23 protein-coding genes and 4 tRNA genes are annotated in these 19,223 nt (G+C 30.4%); 15 read left to right on the forward strand and 12 right to left on the reverse strand.

The features are described from left to right. Positions 1-46 precede the first annotated feature (46 nt). The 4 genes from ACFQ1U_RS02360 (at position 47) to ACFQ1U_RS02375 (ending at position 3,524) form a co-directional block, all read left to right on the forward strand. On the forward strand, positions 47-1,264 hold the full coding sequence (locus ACFQ1U_RS02360) for a response regulator (protein ID WP_386104924.1): 1,218 nt from the start codon (positions 47-49) through the stop codon (positions 1,262-1,264). A gap of 45 nt (positions 1,265-1,309) precedes the next feature. After that, positions 1,310-1,804 (forward strand): glycosyltransferase, encoded by a 495-nt coding sequence (locus tag ACFQ1U_RS02365; protein WP_386104926.1) that lies wholly within the window; start codon positions 1,310-1,312, stop codon positions 1,802-1,804. Positions 1,805-2,166: 362 nt separating this feature from the next. Continuing rightward, positions 2,167-2,592: a gliding motility-associated C-terminal domain-containing protein gene (locus tag ACFQ1U_RS02370; protein WP_386104928.1), complete on the forward strand. Its 426-nt coding sequence runs from the start codon at positions 2,167-2,169 to the stop codon at positions 2,590-2,592. Positions 2,593-2,612: 20 nt separating this feature from the next. Further along, complete coding sequence (locus tag ACFQ1U_RS02375) at positions 2,613-3,524, forward strand: PorP/SprF family type IX secretion system membrane protein (protein WP_386104930.1); 912 nt, start codon at positions 2,613-2,615, stop codon at positions 3,522-3,524. Between the two features lie 95 nt (positions 3,525-3,619). Here ACFQ1U_RS02375 and ACFQ1U_RS02380 read toward each other — a convergent pair whose 3' ends face one another. The 3 genes from ACFQ1U_RS02380 to ACFQ1U_RS02390 are packed head-to-tail and all read right to left on the reverse strand — an operon-like array spanning position 3,620 to position 5,330. Further along, the gene (locus ACFQ1U_RS02380; protein WP_386104932.1) at positions 3,620-4,045 is read right to left on the reverse strand and encodes a DUF2147 domain-containing protein; all 426 of its coding nucleotides are present in this window, start codon (positions 4,043-4,045) and stop codon (positions 3,620-3,622) included. Positions 4,046-4,063: 18 nt separating this feature from the next. Next, positions 4,064-4,591: a KdsC family phosphatase gene (locus tag ACFQ1U_RS02385; RefSeq protein ID WP_386104934.1), complete on the reverse strand. Its 528-nt coding sequence runs from the start codon at positions 4,589-4,591 to the stop codon at positions 4,064-4,066. Continuing rightward, on the reverse strand, positions 4,584-5,330 hold the full coding sequence (locus ACFQ1U_RS02390) for a Rossmann-like and DUF2520 domain-containing protein (RefSeq protein ID WP_386104936.1): 747 nt from the start codon (positions 5,328-5,330) through the stop codon (positions 4,584-4,586). The genes ACFQ1U_RS02385 and ACFQ1U_RS02390 overlap by 8 nt, the downstream gene beginning before the upstream one ends. A 30-nt stretch (positions 5,331-5,360) precedes the next feature. Here ACFQ1U_RS02390 and ACFQ1U_RS02395 point away from each other — a divergent pair, with 30 nt between their 5' ends. From ACFQ1U_RS02395 to ACFQ1U_RS02405, 3 genes are all read left to right on the forward strand, one after another. Next, the gene (locus tag ACFQ1U_RS02395) at positions 5,361-5,831 is read left to right on the forward strand and encodes a nuclear transport factor 2 family protein (RefSeq protein ID WP_386104938.1); all 471 of its coding nucleotides are present in this window, start codon (positions 5,361-5,363) and stop codon (positions 5,829-5,831) included. Further along, positions 5,832-6,548 carry a bacillithiol biosynthesis deacetylase BshB1 gene (gene bshB1, locus ACFQ1U_RS02400; protein ID WP_386104940.1) on the forward strand — a complete coding sequence of 239 codons (717 nt, stop codon included), beginning with the start codon at positions 5,832-5,834 and terminating at the stop codon, positions 6,546-6,548. Between the two features lie 55 nt (positions 6,549-6,603). Continuing rightward, positions 6,604-6,679, forward strand: a tRNA-His gene (locus tag ACFQ1U_RS02405). 28 nt (positions 6,680-6,707) lie between these two features. Here the strand turns inward: ACFQ1U_RS02405 and ACFQ1U_RS02410 are convergent. Next, a complete protein-coding gene (locus ACFQ1U_RS02410; protein ID WP_386104942.1) occupies positions 6,708-7,616 on the reverse strand; it encodes a lysophospholipid acyltransferase family protein in 909 nt (302 codons plus the stop codon). A 92-nt stretch (positions 7,617-7,708) separates the two neighbouring features. On the opposite strand from ACFQ1U_RS02410, the gene ACFQ1U_RS02415 reads away from it, so the two are divergent. Next, positions 7,709-8,353 carry a rhomboid family intramembrane serine protease gene (locus tag ACFQ1U_RS02415; protein WP_386104944.1) on the forward strand — a complete coding sequence of 215 codons (645 nt, stop codon included), beginning with the start codon at positions 7,709-7,711 and terminating at the stop codon, positions 8,351-8,353. 42 nt (positions 8,354-8,395) lie between these two features. On the opposite strand, the gene ACFQ1U_RS02420 is transcribed toward ACFQ1U_RS02415, so the two are convergent. The 3 genes from ACFQ1U_RS02420 to ACFQ1U_RS02430 form a co-directional block, all read right to left on the reverse strand. Continuing rightward, a tRNA-Gly gene (locus tag ACFQ1U_RS02420) sits at positions 8,396-8,468 on the reverse strand. A 41-nt stretch (positions 8,469-8,509) separates the two neighbouring features. Then, positions 8,510-8,582 (reverse strand) — tRNA-Gly (locus ACFQ1U_RS02425). 60 nt (positions 8,583-8,642) lie between these two features. Beyond that, positions 8,643-9,089, reverse strand: a complete 447-nt coding sequence (locus ACFQ1U_RS02430; protein ID WP_386104946.1) for a GNAT family N-acetyltransferase — start codon at positions 9,087-9,089, stop codon at positions 8,643-8,645. A 79-nt stretch (positions 9,090-9,168) separates the two neighbouring features. Here ACFQ1U_RS02430 and ACFQ1U_RS02435 point away from each other — a divergent pair, with 79 nt between their 5' ends. Further along, entirely contained in the window at positions 9,169-9,549 is a 381-nt protein-coding gene (locus tag ACFQ1U_RS02435; protein ID WP_386104948.1) for a GNAT family N-acetyltransferase, read from the forward strand. 1 nt (position 9,550) lies between these two features. Next, a complete protein-coding gene (locus tag ACFQ1U_RS02440; RefSeq protein ID WP_386104950.1) occupies positions 9,551-10,429 on the forward strand; it encodes an MBL fold metallo-hydrolase in 879 nt (292 codons plus the stop codon). A gap of 31 nt (positions 10,430-10,460) precedes the next feature. Here ACFQ1U_RS02440 and ACFQ1U_RS02445 read toward each other — a convergent pair. Further along, a tRNA-Met gene (locus ACFQ1U_RS02445) sits at positions 10,461-10,534 on the reverse strand. Between the two features lie 105 nt (positions 10,535-10,639). Between ACFQ1U_RS02445 and ACFQ1U_RS02450 the strand changes: the two genes are divergently transcribed. Both ACFQ1U_RS02450 and ACFQ1U_RS02455 read left to right on the forward strand, forming a co-directional pair. Next, positions 10,640-11,023 carry an START-like domain-containing protein gene (locus ACFQ1U_RS02450; RefSeq protein ID WP_386104952.1) on the forward strand — a complete coding sequence of 128 codons (384 nt, stop codon included), beginning with the start codon at positions 10,640-10,642 and terminating at the stop codon, positions 11,021-11,023. 99 nt (positions 11,024-11,122) lie between these two features. Next, on the forward strand, positions 11,123-11,950 hold the full coding sequence (locus tag ACFQ1U_RS02455; protein ID WP_386104954.1) for an aminotransferase class IV: 828 nt from the start codon (positions 11,123-11,125) through the stop codon (positions 11,948-11,950). On the opposite strand, the gene ACFQ1U_RS02460 is transcribed toward ACFQ1U_RS02455, so the two are convergent. Beyond that, positions 11,947-12,504 carry a YqgE/AlgH family protein gene (locus tag ACFQ1U_RS02460; RefSeq protein WP_386104956.1) on the reverse strand — a complete coding sequence of 186 codons (558 nt, stop codon included), beginning with the start codon at positions 12,502-12,504 and terminating at the stop codon, positions 11,947-11,949. The genes ACFQ1U_RS02455 and ACFQ1U_RS02460 overlap by 4 nt on opposite strands. A gap of 40 nt (positions 12,505-12,544) precedes the next feature. Further along, positions 12,545-15,334 carry an excinuclease ABC subunit UvrA gene (gene uvrA, locus ACFQ1U_RS02465; RefSeq protein WP_386104958.1) on the reverse strand — a complete coding sequence of 930 codons (2,790 nt, stop codon included), beginning with the start codon at positions 15,332-15,334 and terminating at the stop codon, positions 12,545-12,547. Between the two features lie 244 nt (positions 15,335-15,578). Between uvrA and ACFQ1U_RS02470 the strand changes: the two genes are divergently transcribed. Both ACFQ1U_RS02470 and ACFQ1U_RS02475 read left to right on the forward strand, forming a co-directional pair. Further along, positions 15,579-16,163, forward strand: a complete 585-nt coding sequence (locus ACFQ1U_RS02470; RefSeq protein WP_386104960.1) for an RNA polymerase sigma factor — start codon at positions 15,579-15,581, stop codon at positions 16,161-16,163. Positions 16,164-16,472: 309 nt separating this feature from the next. Continuing rightward, on the forward strand, positions 16,473-17,096 hold the full coding sequence (locus ACFQ1U_RS02475; protein WP_386104962.1) for an SDR family oxidoreductase: 624 nt from the start codon (positions 16,473-16,475) through the stop codon (positions 17,094-17,096). A gap of 20 nt (positions 17,097-17,116) precedes the next feature. Here the strand turns inward: ACFQ1U_RS02475 and ACFQ1U_RS02480 are convergent, their stop codons facing one another. Next, positions 17,117-17,779, reverse strand: a complete 663-nt coding sequence (locus tag ACFQ1U_RS02480) for an endonuclease III domain-containing protein (RefSeq protein WP_386104964.1) — start codon at positions 17,777-17,779, stop codon at positions 17,117-17,119. A 35-nt stretch (positions 17,780-17,814) separates the two neighbouring features. Here ACFQ1U_RS02480 and bcp point away from each other — a divergent pair, with 35 nt between their 5' ends. Beyond that, positions 17,815-18,267, forward strand: a complete 453-nt coding sequence (gene bcp, locus ACFQ1U_RS02485) for a thioredoxin-dependent thiol peroxidase (protein WP_386104966.1) — start codon at positions 17,815-17,817, stop codon at positions 18,265-18,267. Between the two features lie 12 nt (positions 18,268-18,279). Here bcp and ACFQ1U_RS02490 read toward each other — a convergent pair whose 3' ends face one another. After that, positions 18,280-19,197, reverse strand: a complete 918-nt coding sequence (locus ACFQ1U_RS02490) for a sterol desaturase family protein (protein ID WP_386104968.1) — start codon at positions 19,195-19,197, stop codon at positions 18,280-18,282. Between the last annotated feature and the right edge of the window lie 26 nt (positions 19,198-19,223).

Below are 19,223 nucleotides of genomic sequence, written 5' to 3' on the forward strand. Positions count from 1 at the left end.
ATTGCTGCAGATAATACATTAAAGTCGAATTTAATTCCCAACGCTTATGAAGATTCTTACTATTGATGATCAGCAGCTTATTTTATTGCCCTTGCAAAAAAAACTTGCTGAACTAGGTTATAATGTTAAAACTGCCAACTCTGGTAGTAAGGGTATTGAATTATTTAAATCTTTTCAACCAAATTTAGTTATTGTAGATGTAAACATGCCATACATGTCAGGTATTGATGTGGTTAGGTATTTAAACAACATTAAAGACCCATCTGTAAAAGTGATGATTATGTCTGGTAATAATGATGAGAAAATCATTTTAGAAGGATATGAATTAGGCATAGATGATTATATAAAAAAACCAGTAACATTAAATGAAATAGCAGCTAGAATTAAAAAACTTGTTGGTTTGCCAGTAAACGATAAGTTAAGAGTACAAAAATTAGATGAAGCTAACAGAATGATTCGAAAAAATTGTGTAGGAGTAGTAATTCCTTGTTATAATGAAGAAGATCGTTTGTTAAGTGAAGAGTTTGAAAGCTTTGTGCACAGTAATTTAGGCTATCATTTATGTTTTGTTAATGATGGAAGCACAGATAATACTTTACAAGTACTAAATAAATTAAGCGAAGGCAAAGAAGATTATATAAGTGTTTACAATTGCGAGAAAAATGGAGGTAAAGCCGAAGCGGTTAGATTAGGAATGCTTCATTTAGCTAAAAATCCAGATTTAGATTATATAGGTTTTTTAGATGCAGATTTATCTACTGATTTTAAAGATTTTGATGACTTGGTTAAAACTATAGAAAATTCTAATTATAAAATTGTAAGTGGTTCAAGAATTTCTAGGATGGGAGCAAATATTTCTAAAGAGTCTGCCCGCCAAATAATAAGTTTAACCATCAATTTTATTATTCAGAAAATATTAGGAATGAATTTTAAAGACACACAATGTGGAGCTAAAATAATGGTTAAAGAAGTTGTTGATAATACTTTTCAAGAAAAGTTTATTACACGTTGGCTATTTGATGTTGAAATTTTCATGAGAATGAAAAAATATTATAAAGAAGATGTTAAAAGTTTAATATGTGAGCAACCATTAAAAAGATGGATTCATGCAGATGGATCTAAACTATCAATGAAAGATTCATTTAAAATAATTGGACAATTAGCACATATAGCTACTCATTACAGAAAGGTGAAAAAACGCTTAAAGCCAAAAAAGATTCAGTTTAACCCAGTACAACCACCAATCATCGAATTGGATAATTAATAACCCCTAACAAAATTTATTTTTGTGTAGCTAAACTACTTTACTATGAAGCTTGGAATAATTATACCATGTTATAATGAAGAAAATAGAATAGATGTTGATACGTTTGTAAAGTTTATTAACTTAAAAAAAGACAGTTATTTATGTTTTGTAAATGACGGGAGCAAAGATAACACCATTAAAGTTTTAAGAGCAATTAAATCAAAAGCACCTGAATTAGTTAGTGTAATTGATATGAAAAAAAATAAAGGCAAGCTTGCAGCCATAAAAGCTGGAGCACGCTTTTTGTACAATGAACAAAATGTTGAACTATTAGCTTATATGAATGCCAATGCTTTTTCTATTATTAACAACGTTGATAAGTTACTCGCTTATGAACAATCCGAAAATTTTGCCGAGTTATATAAAACTATAGGTAAATCAAACAATATTAAAAAAGGAGTTTTTAAACGTTTGTTTTCAAACCTACCACAATTTTTTATCAATCTTTTTTATAAAAAACCTAATGAAAAATCAGAATTTGATTTTATTCAAATTTAAACTACGTTGTAACATTTCATGTTACGAATCTTATTTATAATTTAGGTTGAGTGTTAATGAGGGTTTATAGCTTTTATTAACTATCGGAAGTCTTACTATCAGTAAGGCTTCTTTTTTTTACATATTTTATAAATTACTTTTCAACTAGAGATATTTACCAATTGTTTAAAAATAAAAGTAGGGTTTTAAGTTGTTGAAAATCAGAAATCGTAGTAATAAGTCACTTGACCTTATTAACCATACCATTTAACGATTTTGTAAAAAAAAGTAGACATCTAAGAAGTAATTTTACTATAGATATTAGGAGAGATTGTTGTCTCAATAATATCGGAATAATAATGTTTCCCCCTAAAATTAAAACCATGAAAAAATTAATCTTACTACTTATTCCATTCTTTAGTTTATATATGATTTCACAAAATAACACAAATGACTTTTCAAATAGATTTCATGTAAAAAGAGCTAATAAAATAAAATTAGAAGTTAAAGAATTTCCAAACTCATTTTCGCCAAATGATGACGGAGTAAATGATGAATTTAAAATAGATGGACTGGCAACAGCATACCCAAAGTTTATATTAACAGTATACAACAGATACGGAAGTGTTGTTCATAAATATGCTAATGGAGGAAGTACAAGTCCTATTTGGTGGGACGGTACATCTAACAAAAAAATAGGTTTTGGTAGTTCTAAAAAATTAGTACCCGCTGGAACATATTGGTATGTAATTGATTTTAATGATAACCAAACACCACCATATCAAGGGTGGCTGTATTTAAACAAGTAAACACTAAATAACATATAGTAATGAGAAAGCTAATATTGTGCGCCTTCTTAACATGTATCAACCTAAACATTTTCGCACAACAAGTACCTCAATATACTCAATATAGATACAATATGAGTATTGTAAACCCTGCATATGCAGGTTATGAAGACATTTTAAGTATAGGTTTCTTAGGAAAAAGACAATGGGTAGGAGTAACAGGAGCTCCGGAAACTTATACAGCTTTTGGCCATGGAAGAGTGAGTGAAAAACTAGGTTTTGGTTTAAACGTAGTTAGTGATAGAGTTGGACCAGAAAATAAAATTTATGCAAATGCAGACATGTCATACACTGTAGATATATCTGAAACTTTCCGACTAGGTTTGGGAGTGAAAGGTGGTGTGATTTTTCACAACGTAGGATTAACTGATTTACAGCAAGAGCAAGGTAGTGATCAATTGTTTAATGAAAACGTAAACAAAACATATCCTAATGTTGGTATAGGGTTGTTGGCTTATAGTGAAAGATTTTACTTAAGTATTTCTGTACCTAATTTTGTAAGAACTTTATATTTTGATCAAGATGAAGGAAGAATTGCCAACGCAGCAGAAGAAATACACACCTTTATAGGTTCTGGTTACATTTTTGATGTAAGTAGTATGGTTAAATTAAAGCCCTCTTTTTTACTTAAATATGCAATAGATACTCCTATGTCTTTAGATGTCTCTCTAAATCTTTTATGGAACCAAAAGATTGAATTTGGTACATCTTACAGGTTAGATGATGCAGTAAGTGCTTTAGTTAATTTTAAAGTCACAGAAAATATAAGAATAGGTTACGCATATGAATATGCAATCTCTAATATTGGAGAATATAGTTCTGGCTCGCATGAAATAATTGTACTGGCAGACTTTTTTCCTTCAAACAAAAAGAGATATGTTAAATTTTACTAGTAGTAGTTTTTATATATAGTTTTTCATTGGTTTTTTTAAACTAAAGCTCCGACTTAATTGTCGGAGCTTTTTTAATTTATATAACCTTAAAAGTATTAAGATTTTCTGTGCCAGTAAACAGTACGTCCAAATACAGAAACACCTACATAACCACGTACTTTTAATTTGTTTTTACCTTTTAATTGGATAAAACATTTGTAAATAGTTCCCTTTTTAGGATCTAAAATTTCACCACCAGACCATTCATCACCATCTTTTTCTAGTCCTGTTAAAATATCCATACCTAAAATAGGTTTGTTTTTGTTAGGTCCCTCGCATTGGTCACAAACAGCATCTTTTCTGTCTGGATTAGTAATTTCTACAATTTTAGCGTAGGCTTTTCCGTCTTTTTCATAAACTTCAATAACGCTATCTACTTTACCTGTATCTTCGTTACGGTTTTCCCATTTACCAAAAATTGTTTGGGCATTCATTGTTAATGAAGTTGCCACAAATAAAGCTGCTAATGCTAATTTTTTCATGTTTTTAATGTTTATTTGTTAATCATATTTTGCATCGAAGTTGCCATCCCATTTTGCTTGAACTCTCATTACTTGTTCAATAACGTCTCTGGCACAGCCTTCTCCGCCTTTTTTATCAGAAATATACGCTGATATTTGTTGTACTTCTCTTACTGCATCATTTGGACAACAAGGCATACCTACTTTTTTCATAACAGGAACGTCAGGTATATCATCACCCATGTACAGAATGTTTTCAGGTTTTAAATTATATTTTTCTAATAACTCATTGTATTGATTTATTTTATTGTGAGCTCCTAAATAAATATCAGTTAAACCTAAGTTTTCTAGTCTTTTTCTTACACCTTCATTAGTTCCGCCAGATATTATACATACACGTAAACCAGCTTTTACAGCGGCTTTAAGCGCATATCCATCTTTTATATTCATATGGCGTAACATTTCTCCGTTTGGGTATACAGTAACCATGCCGTTGGTTAACACACCATCAACATCAAAAATTAAGGTATCTATTTGCGGAAAAATTTCTTTATAGCTTTTATCCATCCTGGATTGATTTTGTTATAAGTTGATATATTTCTTGTTGTTTTGGGTTTAACAAATGTAAATGATTTTCAATAGTATTAGTATCATTTCTTTTTGCAGGACCCGTTTGAGCCTCTTTTGGTGATAACTCCTTCAATTTTAATGCCGTTTCTTTAATTAATGGTTGTAATATTTCAAAAGGAACATTGTAAGCTTCACAAATATCATTACCAATAGCGTATAAATGGTTTACAAAGTTGTTTACAAAAACTGCTGCAACATGTAAATGCTGACGTTGTTTAGAATTAATTCTGTAAACCTTTTTACCAATTGTATTAGCTAAATTTTCTAGAAGTTGTAAATCTTTTTCATTTTCAGCCTCTAAACAAAACGGAATTTCATCAAAATTAACCGGTTTTGTTTTAGAAAAACTTTGTAACAAATAAAAAACACCTTTTGTATTTGTAGTGTTTAATTTGTGTAAAGGAAAACTACCAGATGTATGAACTACTAAACCATTTTTCGTTTTAATCTTAGATGAAACTTTTTCTATAGCATTATCACTAACAGCAATAATATACACATCAGCTTCTTCTAAAAGTTCTATAGTATTAGTAATTGAAACCCTATCTTTTAGATAATCTATTTTATCAATATCTCTAGCATAAACCTGTTTAACTACTACTTTTTCAGAATTTAAAAAAGCAGTTGTTAAATGGTGCGCTACATTACCATTACCAAGTATCGAAACAGTTATCATAAAGGCTAAGATATTGATATTTTAAGTTAAATGAAAAACAGATTTATTACCTTAGCATTAAATAACAAACAAATGACAGTTAGAGAAGAGATTATAGAGCTGATTAACAAGCTTTTTATTTATACAGATGAAAAAAAATGGGAATTGTTAAAAAATGAAATTTTTGCTGATGAGGTTTTTATAAACATGGAATCTGCAGGTGGAAATGCTGAAGATTTAGCTAAAGAAGCAGTATGTGAATTATTTCAGTCTGTTTTAAATAATATTGATGCAGTATATCACTTGGTAGGAAACCATATTGTAACTATGGTTAATGAAAATTATGCCAAAGTTTTTTGTTATGCTACGGCTAGTCATTATCACTCAAAAGCTCAAAATGGATCAGTAAGAGAATTTGTAGGCTCTTATGATATTGAAGTGGTGAAACAAACGGAAGGATGGAAAGTGAATACTTTTACATACAATTTAAAATATATGAACGGAAATTTAGATTTAGCATAAATGAAGTTAGATATTTTGGCATTTGGAGCCCATCCTGATGATGTTGAGTTGGGGTGCGCAGGAACTTTAGCTAAAGAAATAGCAAGAGGAAAAAAAGTAGGGATTGTAGATTTAACCAGAGGTGAGTTAGGTACTAGAGGTTCTGCTGAATTAAGAGATAAAGAAGCGGCTGATGCTAAAGAGATATTAGGAGTTAGCGTAAGAGAAAACTTACGATTTGCTGATGGTTTTTTTGTAAATGATAAAAAGCATCAGCTTGAGATTATTAAAATGATTAGAAAATATCAACCAGAAACTGTTCTTTGTAACGCTGTTGATGATAGACATATTGATCACCCCAAAGGAAGCAAATTAGTTTCAGATGCATGTTTTTTAAGTGGTTTGCAAAAAATTAAAACCTCACTTAATGGAGAGGCTCAATCTCATTGGAGACCAACAAAAGTATATCATTACATTCAATGGAAAAATATTGAACCTGATTTTGTATTAGATATTACAGGGTATATGGACAAAAAAATAGCATCTGTAATGGCTTATAGCTCTCAATTTTACGATCCGGCTAGTGATGAGCCAGAAACTCCAATAACGAGTAAAAATTTTATAGAAAGCATAAGTTACAGAGCAAAAGATTTAGGAAGATTAGTTGGTGTTGATTTTGCAGAAGGTTTTGTTTCAGAACGTTATATTGCAATTGAAAATTTAGATAAAATATTTTAAAAAAATATTTTGTCAAAATGTAAAATAGATCTATATTTGCACCCGCAAGTTACATGGTGGTTGTAGCTCAGTTGGTTAGAGCGCCGGATTGTGGTTCCGGAGGTCGCCGGTTCGAACCCGGTCTTCCACCCAAAAACCTTCTCATTTGAGAAGGTTTTTTTATTTCTGTTTGTTATATTTTTCGTTCCATATATCAAACTTGTCTTTGTGTTTAAAGCGTTTGTGGGTCCATAAATAAAATTCAGGATTCTTCTCTATGTGTTTTTCTGTTAATTCAATGAATTTGTTAGTAATCTCAAATTTTTCAGTTTCTTGAGGAGTGGTGGTAATAAGCTGAAATTCTACTTCATAATATCCTCTTTTAACTCTTGTAGATGTAAAGTTTACAACATTAAAATCGTGCTTTTTAGCAATAGTTTCTGGACCTGTAATAACAGGTACAAATACATTTAAAAATTTTGTCCAGTAATAAGCTCTATTTAGTCCAGGGGTTTGGTCACAAAGTAGAACATAAAAAGCTAAAACACCATCTTTTTTTTGTTGTGCTATTTTTTTTGTGGTGTTTGTTGTAGGTACACCTTCAAAACCGAATTTGCTTCTTGATGATTTTACTACCTTGTCAAAGTATGGGTTGCTAATTTTTTTATAAGATCCAACAGCTTTATGGTTTATTAATCTTGGAATAGCGAACATCCATTCCCAGTTTGCATAATGTGCACCGGTTAAAACAATACTCTTATTGTTAGCTTCTAATTCTCTAATTAACTCAATGTTTTTATAAGTATATCTTTTGTCTACTTCTTTTTCAGAAATGGTAAAAGTTTTTAGAGTTTCAACAATAAAGTCGGTAAAATGTCGTAGATTTTTTTTTGTTAAGGTATTTATTTCTTCTTCAGACTTATTCGGGTATGCAAGTCTGAGGTTAGATTTAATAACATCTTTTCTGTATCCTACAATATAATAAGTTATAAAAAAGAAAAAATCTGAGATAAGGTATAATATTCTCATTGGTAAAATGGATAAAAGGTAAACCAATGGGTAAATTAATATGTATGCTATAAATTTCATTAAAAAAATATTTTTGACAAATATCGTATTTAATATGTTACAGAACTACAAACAAAATCTTTTCATTAAGTTTGTTATTAAAATTTTATAAGATGAGTCAAATTGTTGTAATATTAATTGTAGCAAATGTATTAGCTTCATTAAAAGGGTTTAATGATGTGTCCTTTTTTAATCGATATAAGTTTCAGGTGTCAAGTATATTGAATGGAGATAAAGTTAGGATGTTTACCTCTGGGTTTTTACATGCAGATTGGATTCATTTAGGTTTTAATATGTATGCACTTTATTTGTTTGGAAGAATTGTTTCTGCAAGTTTTGGTAGTGTTTACTTTTTACTAATATATTTTGGTAGTTTGTTAGCGGGAAGTATGTATTCATTATTTGTGCACAAAAGAGAAGGTTATTATAGTGCGGTTGGAGCTTCCGGAGCTGTAACTGGTATTGTATTTTCGGCTATTTTAGTATATCCAGAAATGGAGCTGATAATGTTTCCAATTCCATTGCCTTTGCCAGGGTATGTTTTTGCTGTTGGATATTTATTGTATTCTATATACGGTATGAAAAATCAATCGGATAATATAGGGCATGCTGCTCATATTGGAGGGGCCATTGGTGGATACGCTTTAACATTATTATTGAGTCCTGTAATAGTAAGAACAGATACTATTTTAGTACTTGTAATTGGAGGAATAATAGGAGCTTTGTTGCTTTTTGGTGATAAGATTCTAAAGAGATAAAATAAAAAAAAACCGAAACTTATTAGTTTCGGTTTTTTTTTGAGCGGGAGACCGGGTTCGAACCGGCGACATTCAGCTTGGAAGGCTGACGCTCTACCAACTGAGCTACTCCCGCGGTAAAGCTTTTTGCAAAATAATTTGCTATGTAATAATTTGAGCGGGAGACCGGGTTCGAACCGGCGACATTCAGCTTGGAAGGCTGACGCTCTACCAACTGAGCTACTCCCGCAGTAAAGCGGTTGCAAATATATAATAGTTTGTAAAACCTGCAAAAAATATTACCTAAAAATTAATAAAAAGTTTTGTCTTCTCTCATAATGTTAAGAAAATGAAAGCCATAGATTTCAAAATTTTCATTGTAATAAAATTTATGTGATTTTCTGTTTCCTGTATAGGTATTTAACTCCATAGCTTCATAACCTTTTGATTTTGTGTACTCTTTAATCCAATCAAATAGTTTTTTACCAATTTTCTGTCCTCTATACTCATTATTCACAATAACATGATCAGGTTCAACACTTCTTCCAATATAATGACGTGTGCAGTACCATAAACCACAAATTCCAATTAGTTTATCTTCATCAAAAACACCAATACATTCGTAATTAGGGTATGTTGCCATCTCTAAAACACGTGTTTTTAGTATATCTGGAGGGGTTGTAGTATTTAATTGTTTTAACAAAGGAAGTATTTGTAAAATATCTTCCTTTTCAATAACTTTAAAGATGATATTCATTAGTTAAAATTTTAGGATAAAAGTATTCAATTTGGTTAAAAAAATTACCCCAGAAGAGACTTATTTTTTAAGAAAAAATGTGCTTAGAAAGAACATAGATTTACCCTACAAATTTCAAGGAGATTTAAATAAAGAAACCTTTCATTTAGGTGTTTTTAATAATTCAGAAATAGTTTGTATAGGAACTTTTATGTCCTCAAATTTAAATCAATTACAAGGAAATAAACATTATCAATTACGTGGAATGGCAACTGCAGAGAATAGCAGAGGTAACGGTTTTGGTTTGGCATTAATTAAAGAGTCTGTAACTATTTTAAAAAGTAAAAATGTAGACTATTTATGGTGTAATGCTAGAGTAGAAGCTGTTGGTTTTTATCAAAAATTAGGTTTTAAAGTGATAGGAAAATCTTTTAATGTAGAAAAAGTGGGTGAGCATTACAAAATGTATAAAAAAGTATAAAATGAAAGTATTGAATGTGTTATTGATGTTGTTTTTTGTAAATGTACTGGCACAAAAAACGACACCCGAAATTGAAACAGTTAAAATTAACGACAAAATTTATGTGTTAAAAGGTATTGGAGGGAATGTTGGAATTTTTGTAGGAAGTGAAGAGGTGTTTATGATTGATGATAAATTTGCCAATGTTACTCCACAAATATTAGCAGCAGTTAAAAAGATTACCACAAAACCTGTTTCTTATTTAATTAACACGCACTGGCACGGAGATCATACTGGCGGAAATGAAAATATGCATAAGCAAGGAGCTGTAATTATATCTCATGAAAATGTTAGGCTAAGAATGAATAGTGAAAATACTGTAAGAGGTAAAGTTAAACCTCCAGCACCAAAAGGAGCTTTACCAGTTATTACTTTTGAAAAAGATATGATGTTTCATTTAGATGGAGAAGATATACTGGCCTATCATGTTCATAATGCCCATACAGATGGAGACGCGCATATTTTCTTTACTAATAGTAATGTTATTCATATGGGGGATACATATTTTCAAGGTAAATTCCCTTATATAGATTTAGACAGTGGAGGAAGTATTGATGGTTACATAGAATCGGCAAACAAGGTTATAAGATTAGCTGATGATGATACAGTTATTATTCCGGGTCATATGAATGTTTCTAATAAAAAAGAATTAATTGAATTCAGAGATATTTTAGTTGATCTAAGAGATAAAATTAGTCATGAAATAGAAGTAGGAAAAGGCTTGGAAGATGTTAAAAACGACACTTCATTAACTAAAGATTATGAGAAACAGTATAATTGGAATTTTATAAACGCAGAAAAAATAAGAATCACTATTTATAATAGCTTGTTAAATAACTAAAAAAAGCTTAAACGTAATGTTTAAGCCTTTGTAGCGAGGAGCAGATTTGAACTGCCGACCTCAGGGTTATGAATCCTGCGCTCTAACCAACTGAGCTACCTCGCCGATTGCGGGTGCAAATATAGTGTATTTTTGGATTTCACCAACAAATAAATCAAATTTTTTTTAAAAAGAATATTTATATATATTGCCTTTTAAACCAGAATATAAATGAGTAAAGTTAAATTTGACTTAGAAATACCGATGCACGCTTCACCAGCGATGTTATATCAATATTTCGCAACACCCTCAGGGTTAGAGGAGTGGTTTGCAGATAGAGTGAATTCAAGAGGTAAAAAGATTACATTCATCTGGGATGATAGTGAAGAAGAAGCCGAAATTATTTCAAAAAAGAGTGATGAAAGAATTCGTTACAAATGGCTAGAAAGTGATGGAGATGAAAGTTATTTTGAATTTAAAATTCAAGTTGATTCATTAACTAAAGATGTTTCTTTGATTATTACAGATTTTGCAGATGATGAAGAAGCAGCTGAAGAAGCCAAAATGCTTTGGGAAAATCAAATTGATGAATTAAGACATTTAATTGGTGCTTAATCCATTTCTTTTTAAATAATAATTAGCCCGACAAACAAGTCGGGTTTTTTTATGTCTTCCTTTTTAAATTTAGTAATTTTGTCTTCAAATTTATTTTAAATGATAAACTACAACGGAACACTTTATTCTGAGTCAGATTTACAATTATCTCATGCAAATAGAGCGTTTAAATACGGAGATGGAATTTTTGAAACCATCAAAATACAACATAATAAAGTAGTATTTTGGGAAGATCATTATTTCAGATTAATGGCATCTATGAGGATGTTACGTATGAAAATACCAATGGAATTTACGTTAGAGTTTCTTGAAAATGAAATATTAAAAACAGCTAAACATATAGATGCTAATTTTATAAGAGTTAGGTTAAATGTTTTTAGAAAAGATGGTGGTTTATATACACCATTAACTAATGAAGTAGACTATTTACTTGAAGCAGCTGAAATAACAAGTGTTCCTAAGCAGGTTTATAAAGTAGATTTATATAAAGATTTTTACAATTACTCAGGATTACTATCTACCGTTAAAACAACCAATAGAATGCTAAATACTTTAGCTGGAGTTTTTGCTAAAGAAAATGATTTTGACAATTGTGTATTATTAAATGAGCATAAAAATGTTGTTGAAGTTTTAAACGGTAACATTTTTATAATAAAAGACAATGTAATTAAAACTCCACCTGTTTCAGATGGTTGTATTAAAGGAATTATTAGGAAAAAGTTAATAGAAATAATTCAAAAACATCCTGATTATACTTTGGAAGAAGTATCAATTTCTCCTTTTGAAATACAAAAAGCAGATGAAGTTTTTATTACAAATGCAATAATAGGAATTCAGCCCGTAACTAATTACAGGAAAAAAGAATTTTCAGTAAACGTTTCAACAAAGCTTCAAAATAATTTAAAGCTATTGCAAGCTACGGCCTAGTTAAGCTGAACATCTGCAGGTGCATTGGCCCAAATTTTGTATTTGCCACCTCTTTGTAATAAAATATTTTTCCAGAAAGAGTCTTCTTTAACTGAAAAGATATTTTTGTAACAATTTTCGGTAACAAACCATGTGTTTGTGTTCAATTCACCTTCTAATTGATCTGCTCCCCAACCTGTGTAGCCTAAGAAAAAACGAATGTCTGAAGATTTGATTTTCTTTTGACTGATAAGAGTTTTAAGCTCATTAAAATTACCGCCCCAATAAATGCCATTGGCAACTTCAATACTATCCTGTATTAATTGCGGTACTTTGTGTATAAAATAGAGATTGTCTTGTTCAACGGGCCCCCCATGATATACAGTAAAGTTACAATCAAGTTCAGGAATCAAATCCTTTAAAGAATACTCTAAAGGTTTGTTTAAAATGAAGCCAACTGAGCTTTTATACGAATGTTCGGTAATTAAAATGATAGCTCTTTTGAATTCTTCGTCATCTAAAATAGAAGGCTCCGCAATTAGCAATCTTCCTTTTGCTGGCTTTAATGTAACCATATTACCTAGTTTTAGTTATACTAAAGATAATTAAAAAAGGTTAACCAATTATCTTTTCTTTTAAATATTTCGCTGTAAAAGAGTGTTTTTCCTGTATTAAATCTTCTGGAAGGCCTTCAAAAATTAAATTTCCTCCATTTTTTCCGCCTTCTTTTCCTAAATCAATAATGTAATCTGCACATTTTATTAGGTCTATATTATGCTCAATTACTACTATAGAATGTCCTTTATCTATTAAAGCATTAAATGAGGCTAAAAGTTTTTTGATATCATGAAAATGTAACCCTGTAGTAGGTTCGTCAAAAATAAATAATGCTTTGTCTTTAGTGTTTCCTTTAACTAAAAAGGATGCTAGTTTAATTCTTTGAGCCTCTCCACCAGATAGGGTAGAAGATGATTGACCAAGTTGCACGTAGCCTAAGCCAACATCTTGTAATGGTTTTAATCTTTTTGCAATTTTCTTTTGTTCATGCTTACTAAAAAAAGCTACTGCATCATCTATAGTTAAATTTAGAATATCATCTATTGATTTTCCTTCAAATGTTACTTCCAGTACTTCTTTTTTAAATCTTTTTCCTTGGCAAGTTTCACATTCAAGATGCACATCTGCCATAAATTGCATTTCTATAGTTACTTCTCCTTCTCCTTTACAAACTTCACATCTTCCTCCGTCTACATTAAAAGAAAAGTGTTTGGGTTGAAAATTTCTAATTTTAGCTAATTTTTGAGTAGCTAATAGCTTTCTGATATCATCATAGGCTTTAATATAGGTTACAGGATTAGACCTAGACGATCTTCCTATAGGGTTTTGATCTATAAACTCTACATGTTTTAAACTTTCAAAACTACCTTCAATTGCCGTATGTTGGCCAAGCTTTTCTCCATAACCTACTAAATGCTTTTGCATAGCAGGATATAGTATTTTTTTTACTAAGGTACTTTTACCGCTACCAGAAACTCCTGTAATAACAGTTAGGTTGTTTAGAGGAAAAGTAACATCAATATTTTTTAAGTTGTTTTCACGTGCACCAACTACTTTAATAAAGTTTTTAAACTCGCGTCTTTTTTTAGGAACTTCTATTTGTAATCTTTCAGATAGGTATTTAGCTGTTAAAGTATGGGTTGATAAGATGTCATTATAAACACCTTCTGCCACAACATTTCCACCATAAGTTCCAGCTTCTGGGCCAATATCAATAATATAATCTGCTTCTTTCATGATATCTTCATCATGTTCTACCACAATTACAGTATTTCCTAAATCACGTAAATGTTTTAAAACACCAATTAATTTTTCGGTATCTTTTGGGTGTAAGCCTATACTTGGTTCATCTAAAATATACATAGAGCCAACCAATGAACTTCCAAGTGATGTTGCTAAATTTATACGTTGACTTTCACCTCCAGATAAGGTGTTTGATTGCCTATTAAGTGTTAAGTAAGTTAAGCCAACATCTGTTAAAAATTGTAAACGATTGTTTATTTCTGTAAGTAATCGTTTACCAATTTTTTCTTCATATTTATTTAAGTTAATGTTTTTAAAGAATTCTGTTAGCTCGTTTAATGGCATGGAAACTAAGTCGGTAATATTTTTACCGTAAACTTGCACATAATTAGCTTCTTTTCGTAATCGTTTTCCATTACAGGTAGTACATTTAGTTTTACCTCTGTATCTAGAAAGCATTACTCTATTTTGAATTTTATAACTTTTTTCTTCTAAAGTTTTAAATAAATGATTGATGCCATCAAAACCTTGCGTACCATTCCAAACCATTTCTTTTTGTTCTTCAGATAATTCAAACCAAGGTTTATGAATAGGAATGTTATAGCTTTCAGCGTTTAAAATTAGGTTGTTTTTATATTTTTTATAAGATTCTGTTTTGAAAGGAAAAATAGCATCTTCATATATAGATAAACCTGTGTTTGGGATTACCAAATCTTCATCAATACCTATTACATTTCCATAACCTTCACAAGTTGGGCATGCTCCATATGGATTGTTAAAACTAAAAAGGTGCGTGTTAGGTTCGAGGAAAAGCATACCATCTAATTCAAATTTATTACTAAATTCACTAATGGTTTGGTTTTGTAGGTTTTCTATAAAACATACGCCTTTACCTTCAAAAAATGCAGTTTCTACGGCATCACCAAGTCTGTTGTAAAAATCTTCTTCATGTTTAACAACTATTCGATCCACAACTAAATCAAAGGTGTTTCCTGAAAAATCATCAATAGGAAAATCTTCAATTCTATAAACTTTTTCGTTGAATTTTAAACGTGCATATCCTTGTTGAGCTAAAACTTTTAATGTAGTTTCTAAGGTTCTATTTTCATTAATAATAATTGGAGCTAGTAATAAAAGTTTAGTACGCTCATCAAAAGTTTTAACAAAATTAATAACATCTGATACTTTGTGTTTTTTTACTTCTTTTCCAGAAATAGGAGAGTAGGTTTTTCCAATTCTAGCAAACAAAAGTTTTATATAGTCATAAATTTCTGTTGAAGTACCTACGGTAGATCTTGGGTTGGTAGAATTTACTTTTTGCTCTATGGCAATTGCTGGCGCAATTCCTTTAATGTAATCAACTTTAGGTTTGTTTAATTTTCCTAAAAATTGACGCGCATAAGAAGATAAGCTTTCAACATAGCGTCTTTGTCCTTCTGCATATAAAGTATCAAAAGCTAATGAAGATTTTCCTGAGCCAGACAAACCTGTAATTACCACAAGTTTATTTCTAGGAATAACAACATCTATATTTTGTAAGTTGTGCAGTTTTGCACCTTTTATAATTATATTTTCTTTCGGATTTACGCTTGCTAGGTCTTTCATCTACATTAAAAATAAAAATCAAAATTACCACTTTTTATGTTGATAACGTAAGCTACATCATTTAAAATAATAGGGTTAGATATAATTTTTTTTGATCAAAAATTTGCATTTTTTAATTTTATAAATGATATTTGTATCTCAAAATCAGTAGATAAACATTTGCCTATAGTAAAATAATTACTTTAAAAATTTAGAAAAAAATCCCTAACCGAAAGGCTCCCCGCTTTTCTTTAAAGTAATTATTATGCATAAAAATGTGGCCCCAGACAGTCTACTTGTAAGAGACTATGTTAATGGAAATGAATTAGCATTAGAGTTCTTAATCAAAAAACATCAACAAAAAATTTTTAGTTTTATTTTCAGTAAAGTTCATGACAGAGATATTACAGAAGATATATTTCAAGATACTTTTATTAAAGTAATTAGAACTTTAAAAAAAGGAAATTATAACGAAGAAGGTAAATTTTTACCTTGGGTTATGCGAATAGCTCATAATTTGGTTATAGATCATTTTAGAAAATCTAATCGAATGCCTACTTTTAACAATACTGATGATTTTGATATCTTTTCTGTGTTAAGTGATGATAAGTTAAATGCAGAAAGTCAATTAATCAAAGATCAAGTTTTATCTGATGTTCGCGAGTTAATTAATGAGTTACCAGATGAACAAAGAGAAGTGTTAAAAATGCGCATATATATGGATATGAGTTTTAATGAAATATCTGAATGTACGGGTGTTAGTATTAATACTGCATTAGGAAGAATGCGTTATGCATTAATTAATTTGAGAAAAATTATAGAAAAAAATAATATAATTTTGGTAAGCTAACAATAAATTAAAGTTGCAAGCGTTATTTAATTGAATAACAGATACTAAACCAATTTGTATGATGCAACTTTACACAAGAAATGAGTCTGATTTTCAGATGCAACCAAAAAAAGAAACAGTTCAATTTTTACTAGACTTTTCTAGAGCCACTACAATATTAAGGTCTAAACCAAACGTTCTCATAGAATTGAATTTGAATTAAGAGTGGAAAAGCTTCAATGTATAATTGGAGCTTTTTTACTTTTATATGAGTAAATATTTATAGTATATGCGTTAAATGGTATTAGCTAACTGGCGTAACTTGCAACCATGGAAAACGTATTAATAGCAGGTGCCAATGGTACCACAGGAAAACATATAGTAAATATTTTAAGCGGTTCTCAATATTTTAAACCAGTAGCCATGATTCGGAAAGAATCTCAAAAAGCTCAGTTTGAAAATAGTGGAATAAAAACAGTTTTAGCAGATTTAGAAGAAGATGTTTCTCATGCTTTAAAAGATATTGATAAAGTAATTTTTGCTGCAGGATCTAAAGGAAAAAAAGTAACGAAAGTAGATGAGAATGGTGCTAAAAAATTAATAGATGCAGCTATAAGTCATGGAGCTAAAAAGTTTGTTATGTTAAGTTCTATGGGAGCAGACAATCCATCAATGTCTAATGAACTCCAAGAGTATTTAAAGGCAAAGCAAAATGCAGATGCTTATTTGGTAAATAGTAAGTTACCTTATGCAATAGTTAGGCCTGGTTCTTTAACTAATGAACCAGGATCAGGAAAAATTAAACTAGCGCATAAGTTGAACGAAAGAGGCAGTATACCAAGAGAAGACGTAGCTTTAAGTTTAGTCCATGCGTTGCATGATACTGCTGCACCTAATGAAATATTTGAAATTTTAGAAGGAAACACATTAATAGGCGAAGCTATTCCCGCCTAGAAAACATCAAAAAAGCTCCATTAGGAGCTTTTTTGTTGTTTATTATAGTCATTTATTAAAGATTTTCTACCTATCGTTTTAGTGATAATATCAGTATCTAAATTCCAGCCTCTTGCTGGTGAATACTCTCTACCGTACCAAATAATTTGTAAATGTAAATCGTTCCAGTGTTCTTTAGGAAATAGTCGTTTGGCATCTTTTTCTGTTTGAGTCACACTTTTTCCGTTAGAAAGATTCCATCTAAACATTAATCGATGAATATGAGTATCAACAGGAAAAGCAGGCACGCCAAAAGCTTGGCTCATAACTACGCTAGCTGTTTTATGACCAACTGCGGGTAACTTTTCTAAAGCTTCAAAGCTCTGTGGAACTTCACCATTATATTTTTCTATTAGTATTTTAGATAAACCATATATTCCTTTTGATTTCATAGGGGATAAACCACAAGGTTTTATAATCTCTTTAATTTCTTCAACAGTCATTTTCACCATGTCGAAGGGGTTATCTGCTTTAGCAAAAAGTAATGGAGTGATTTGGTTAACTCTTACATCTGTACATTGAGCAGACAATAAAACTGCTATCAATAAAGTGTATGGGTCTTTATGATCTAAAGGAATTGGTATTTCTGGATATAATTTATTTAAAGTATCAATTACGAAAGTTACTTTTTCGGCTTTGGTCATTTTTCAGTATTTTTACGTAAACAAAAATAAGAAATATGACTACATTAAAAGCGGGTGATAAGGCACCAAATTTTGAAGCTAAAGATCAAAATGGAAATAGTATAAAACTAGCAGATTATTCAGGAAAAAAATTAGTCTTGTTTTTTTATCCAAAAGCTAGTACGCCTGGTTGTACTGCTGAGGCATGTAATTTAAGAGATAATTACGAAGCTTTTAAAGCAAAAGGTTATGATGTTTTAGGGGTAAGTGCAGATAGTGCTAAACGTCAGCAAAACTTTATTAATAAAAATGAATTACCTTATCCGTTGTTGGCAGATGAAGATAAAGAAGTAATTAACGCATTTGGAGTTTGGGGGCCAAAGAAATTTATGGGTAAAGAATATGATGGGATTCACAGAACAACATTTGTTATTGATGAAAATGGTGTTATTGAAGAGGTAATTTCTAAAGTAAAAACAAAAGCTCATGCAGAGCAAATTATTGCATAAAAAAAGCAGCTCTTAAGCTGCTTTTTGATTTTTTAACTCTTCTTGAAGTTCTTTACTAGTTTTAGAACTTCCGTCATGACTCCATCCTGGCGGCATGAATACATATTTTAATCGAGTAGTAAAGGGTAGTTCTTTTTTATGAACAAAAAAATCTCGGAAAATCTCTTTCCACTCATGGAAAATTATATTGATAGGTCCTTTATCCTCAATTGGTTTTGTTAATCCGTAGCGAAGTTTTTCGTATGAATTTTCATCTTCCTCTGCTTGAAAAGTACCAAATATTCTATCCCAAATAATTAATACCATTCCCATATTTTTATCTAAATATTTCACATTAGATGCATGATGAACTCTATGGTGTGATGGCGTTACAAAAAAGTATCCCCATAAACCTAATTTACTTTTTATAAAGTTTGTATGACATAAAGTACCATAATTTTGATTCATTGCATAAGCAAACATTATGTGTAAAGGTTCTACGCCAACAAATGCTAATGGTAAAAAGAACATATATCTAAATAAAGGTTGTAATACGGGAGATCTAAAACCTGTTGAAATATTGTAAAATTCAGAATTATGATGCGTTACATGAACTGCCCAAAAAAACCTTGAGTGATGGTCTACATAATGATGTATATAGTACAAAAAGTCTTGACCAATAAAAGCTAATAACCAATAACCCCAAGCTTGATTTCCTTCCCAATCAATAAGACGGTAATGATAACATACTCCCATTACTAAAAAAGAGAATGCTTTCATAACCAAGTCTAAACTAAAATTTATTAAAGCAAAGTAAACGTTTGTAGCAGTGTCTTTAAACTCGTAATTTTTAGCTTTAGCTCGATAACTAAAATACATCTCAGATAAGATTACAAGCAAAAAGAAAGGAGCACTCCATGCATATAAAATATCTTGATTAAATAGTTCCATTTATTAGTGAAATTTAGGCTGCAAAA

This window comes from Tenacibaculum geojense (assembly GCF_042676005.1).
Taxonomy (GTDB): Bacteria; Bacteroidota; Bacteroidia; order Flavobacteriales; family Flavobacteriaceae; genus Polaribacter; species Polaribacter geojense.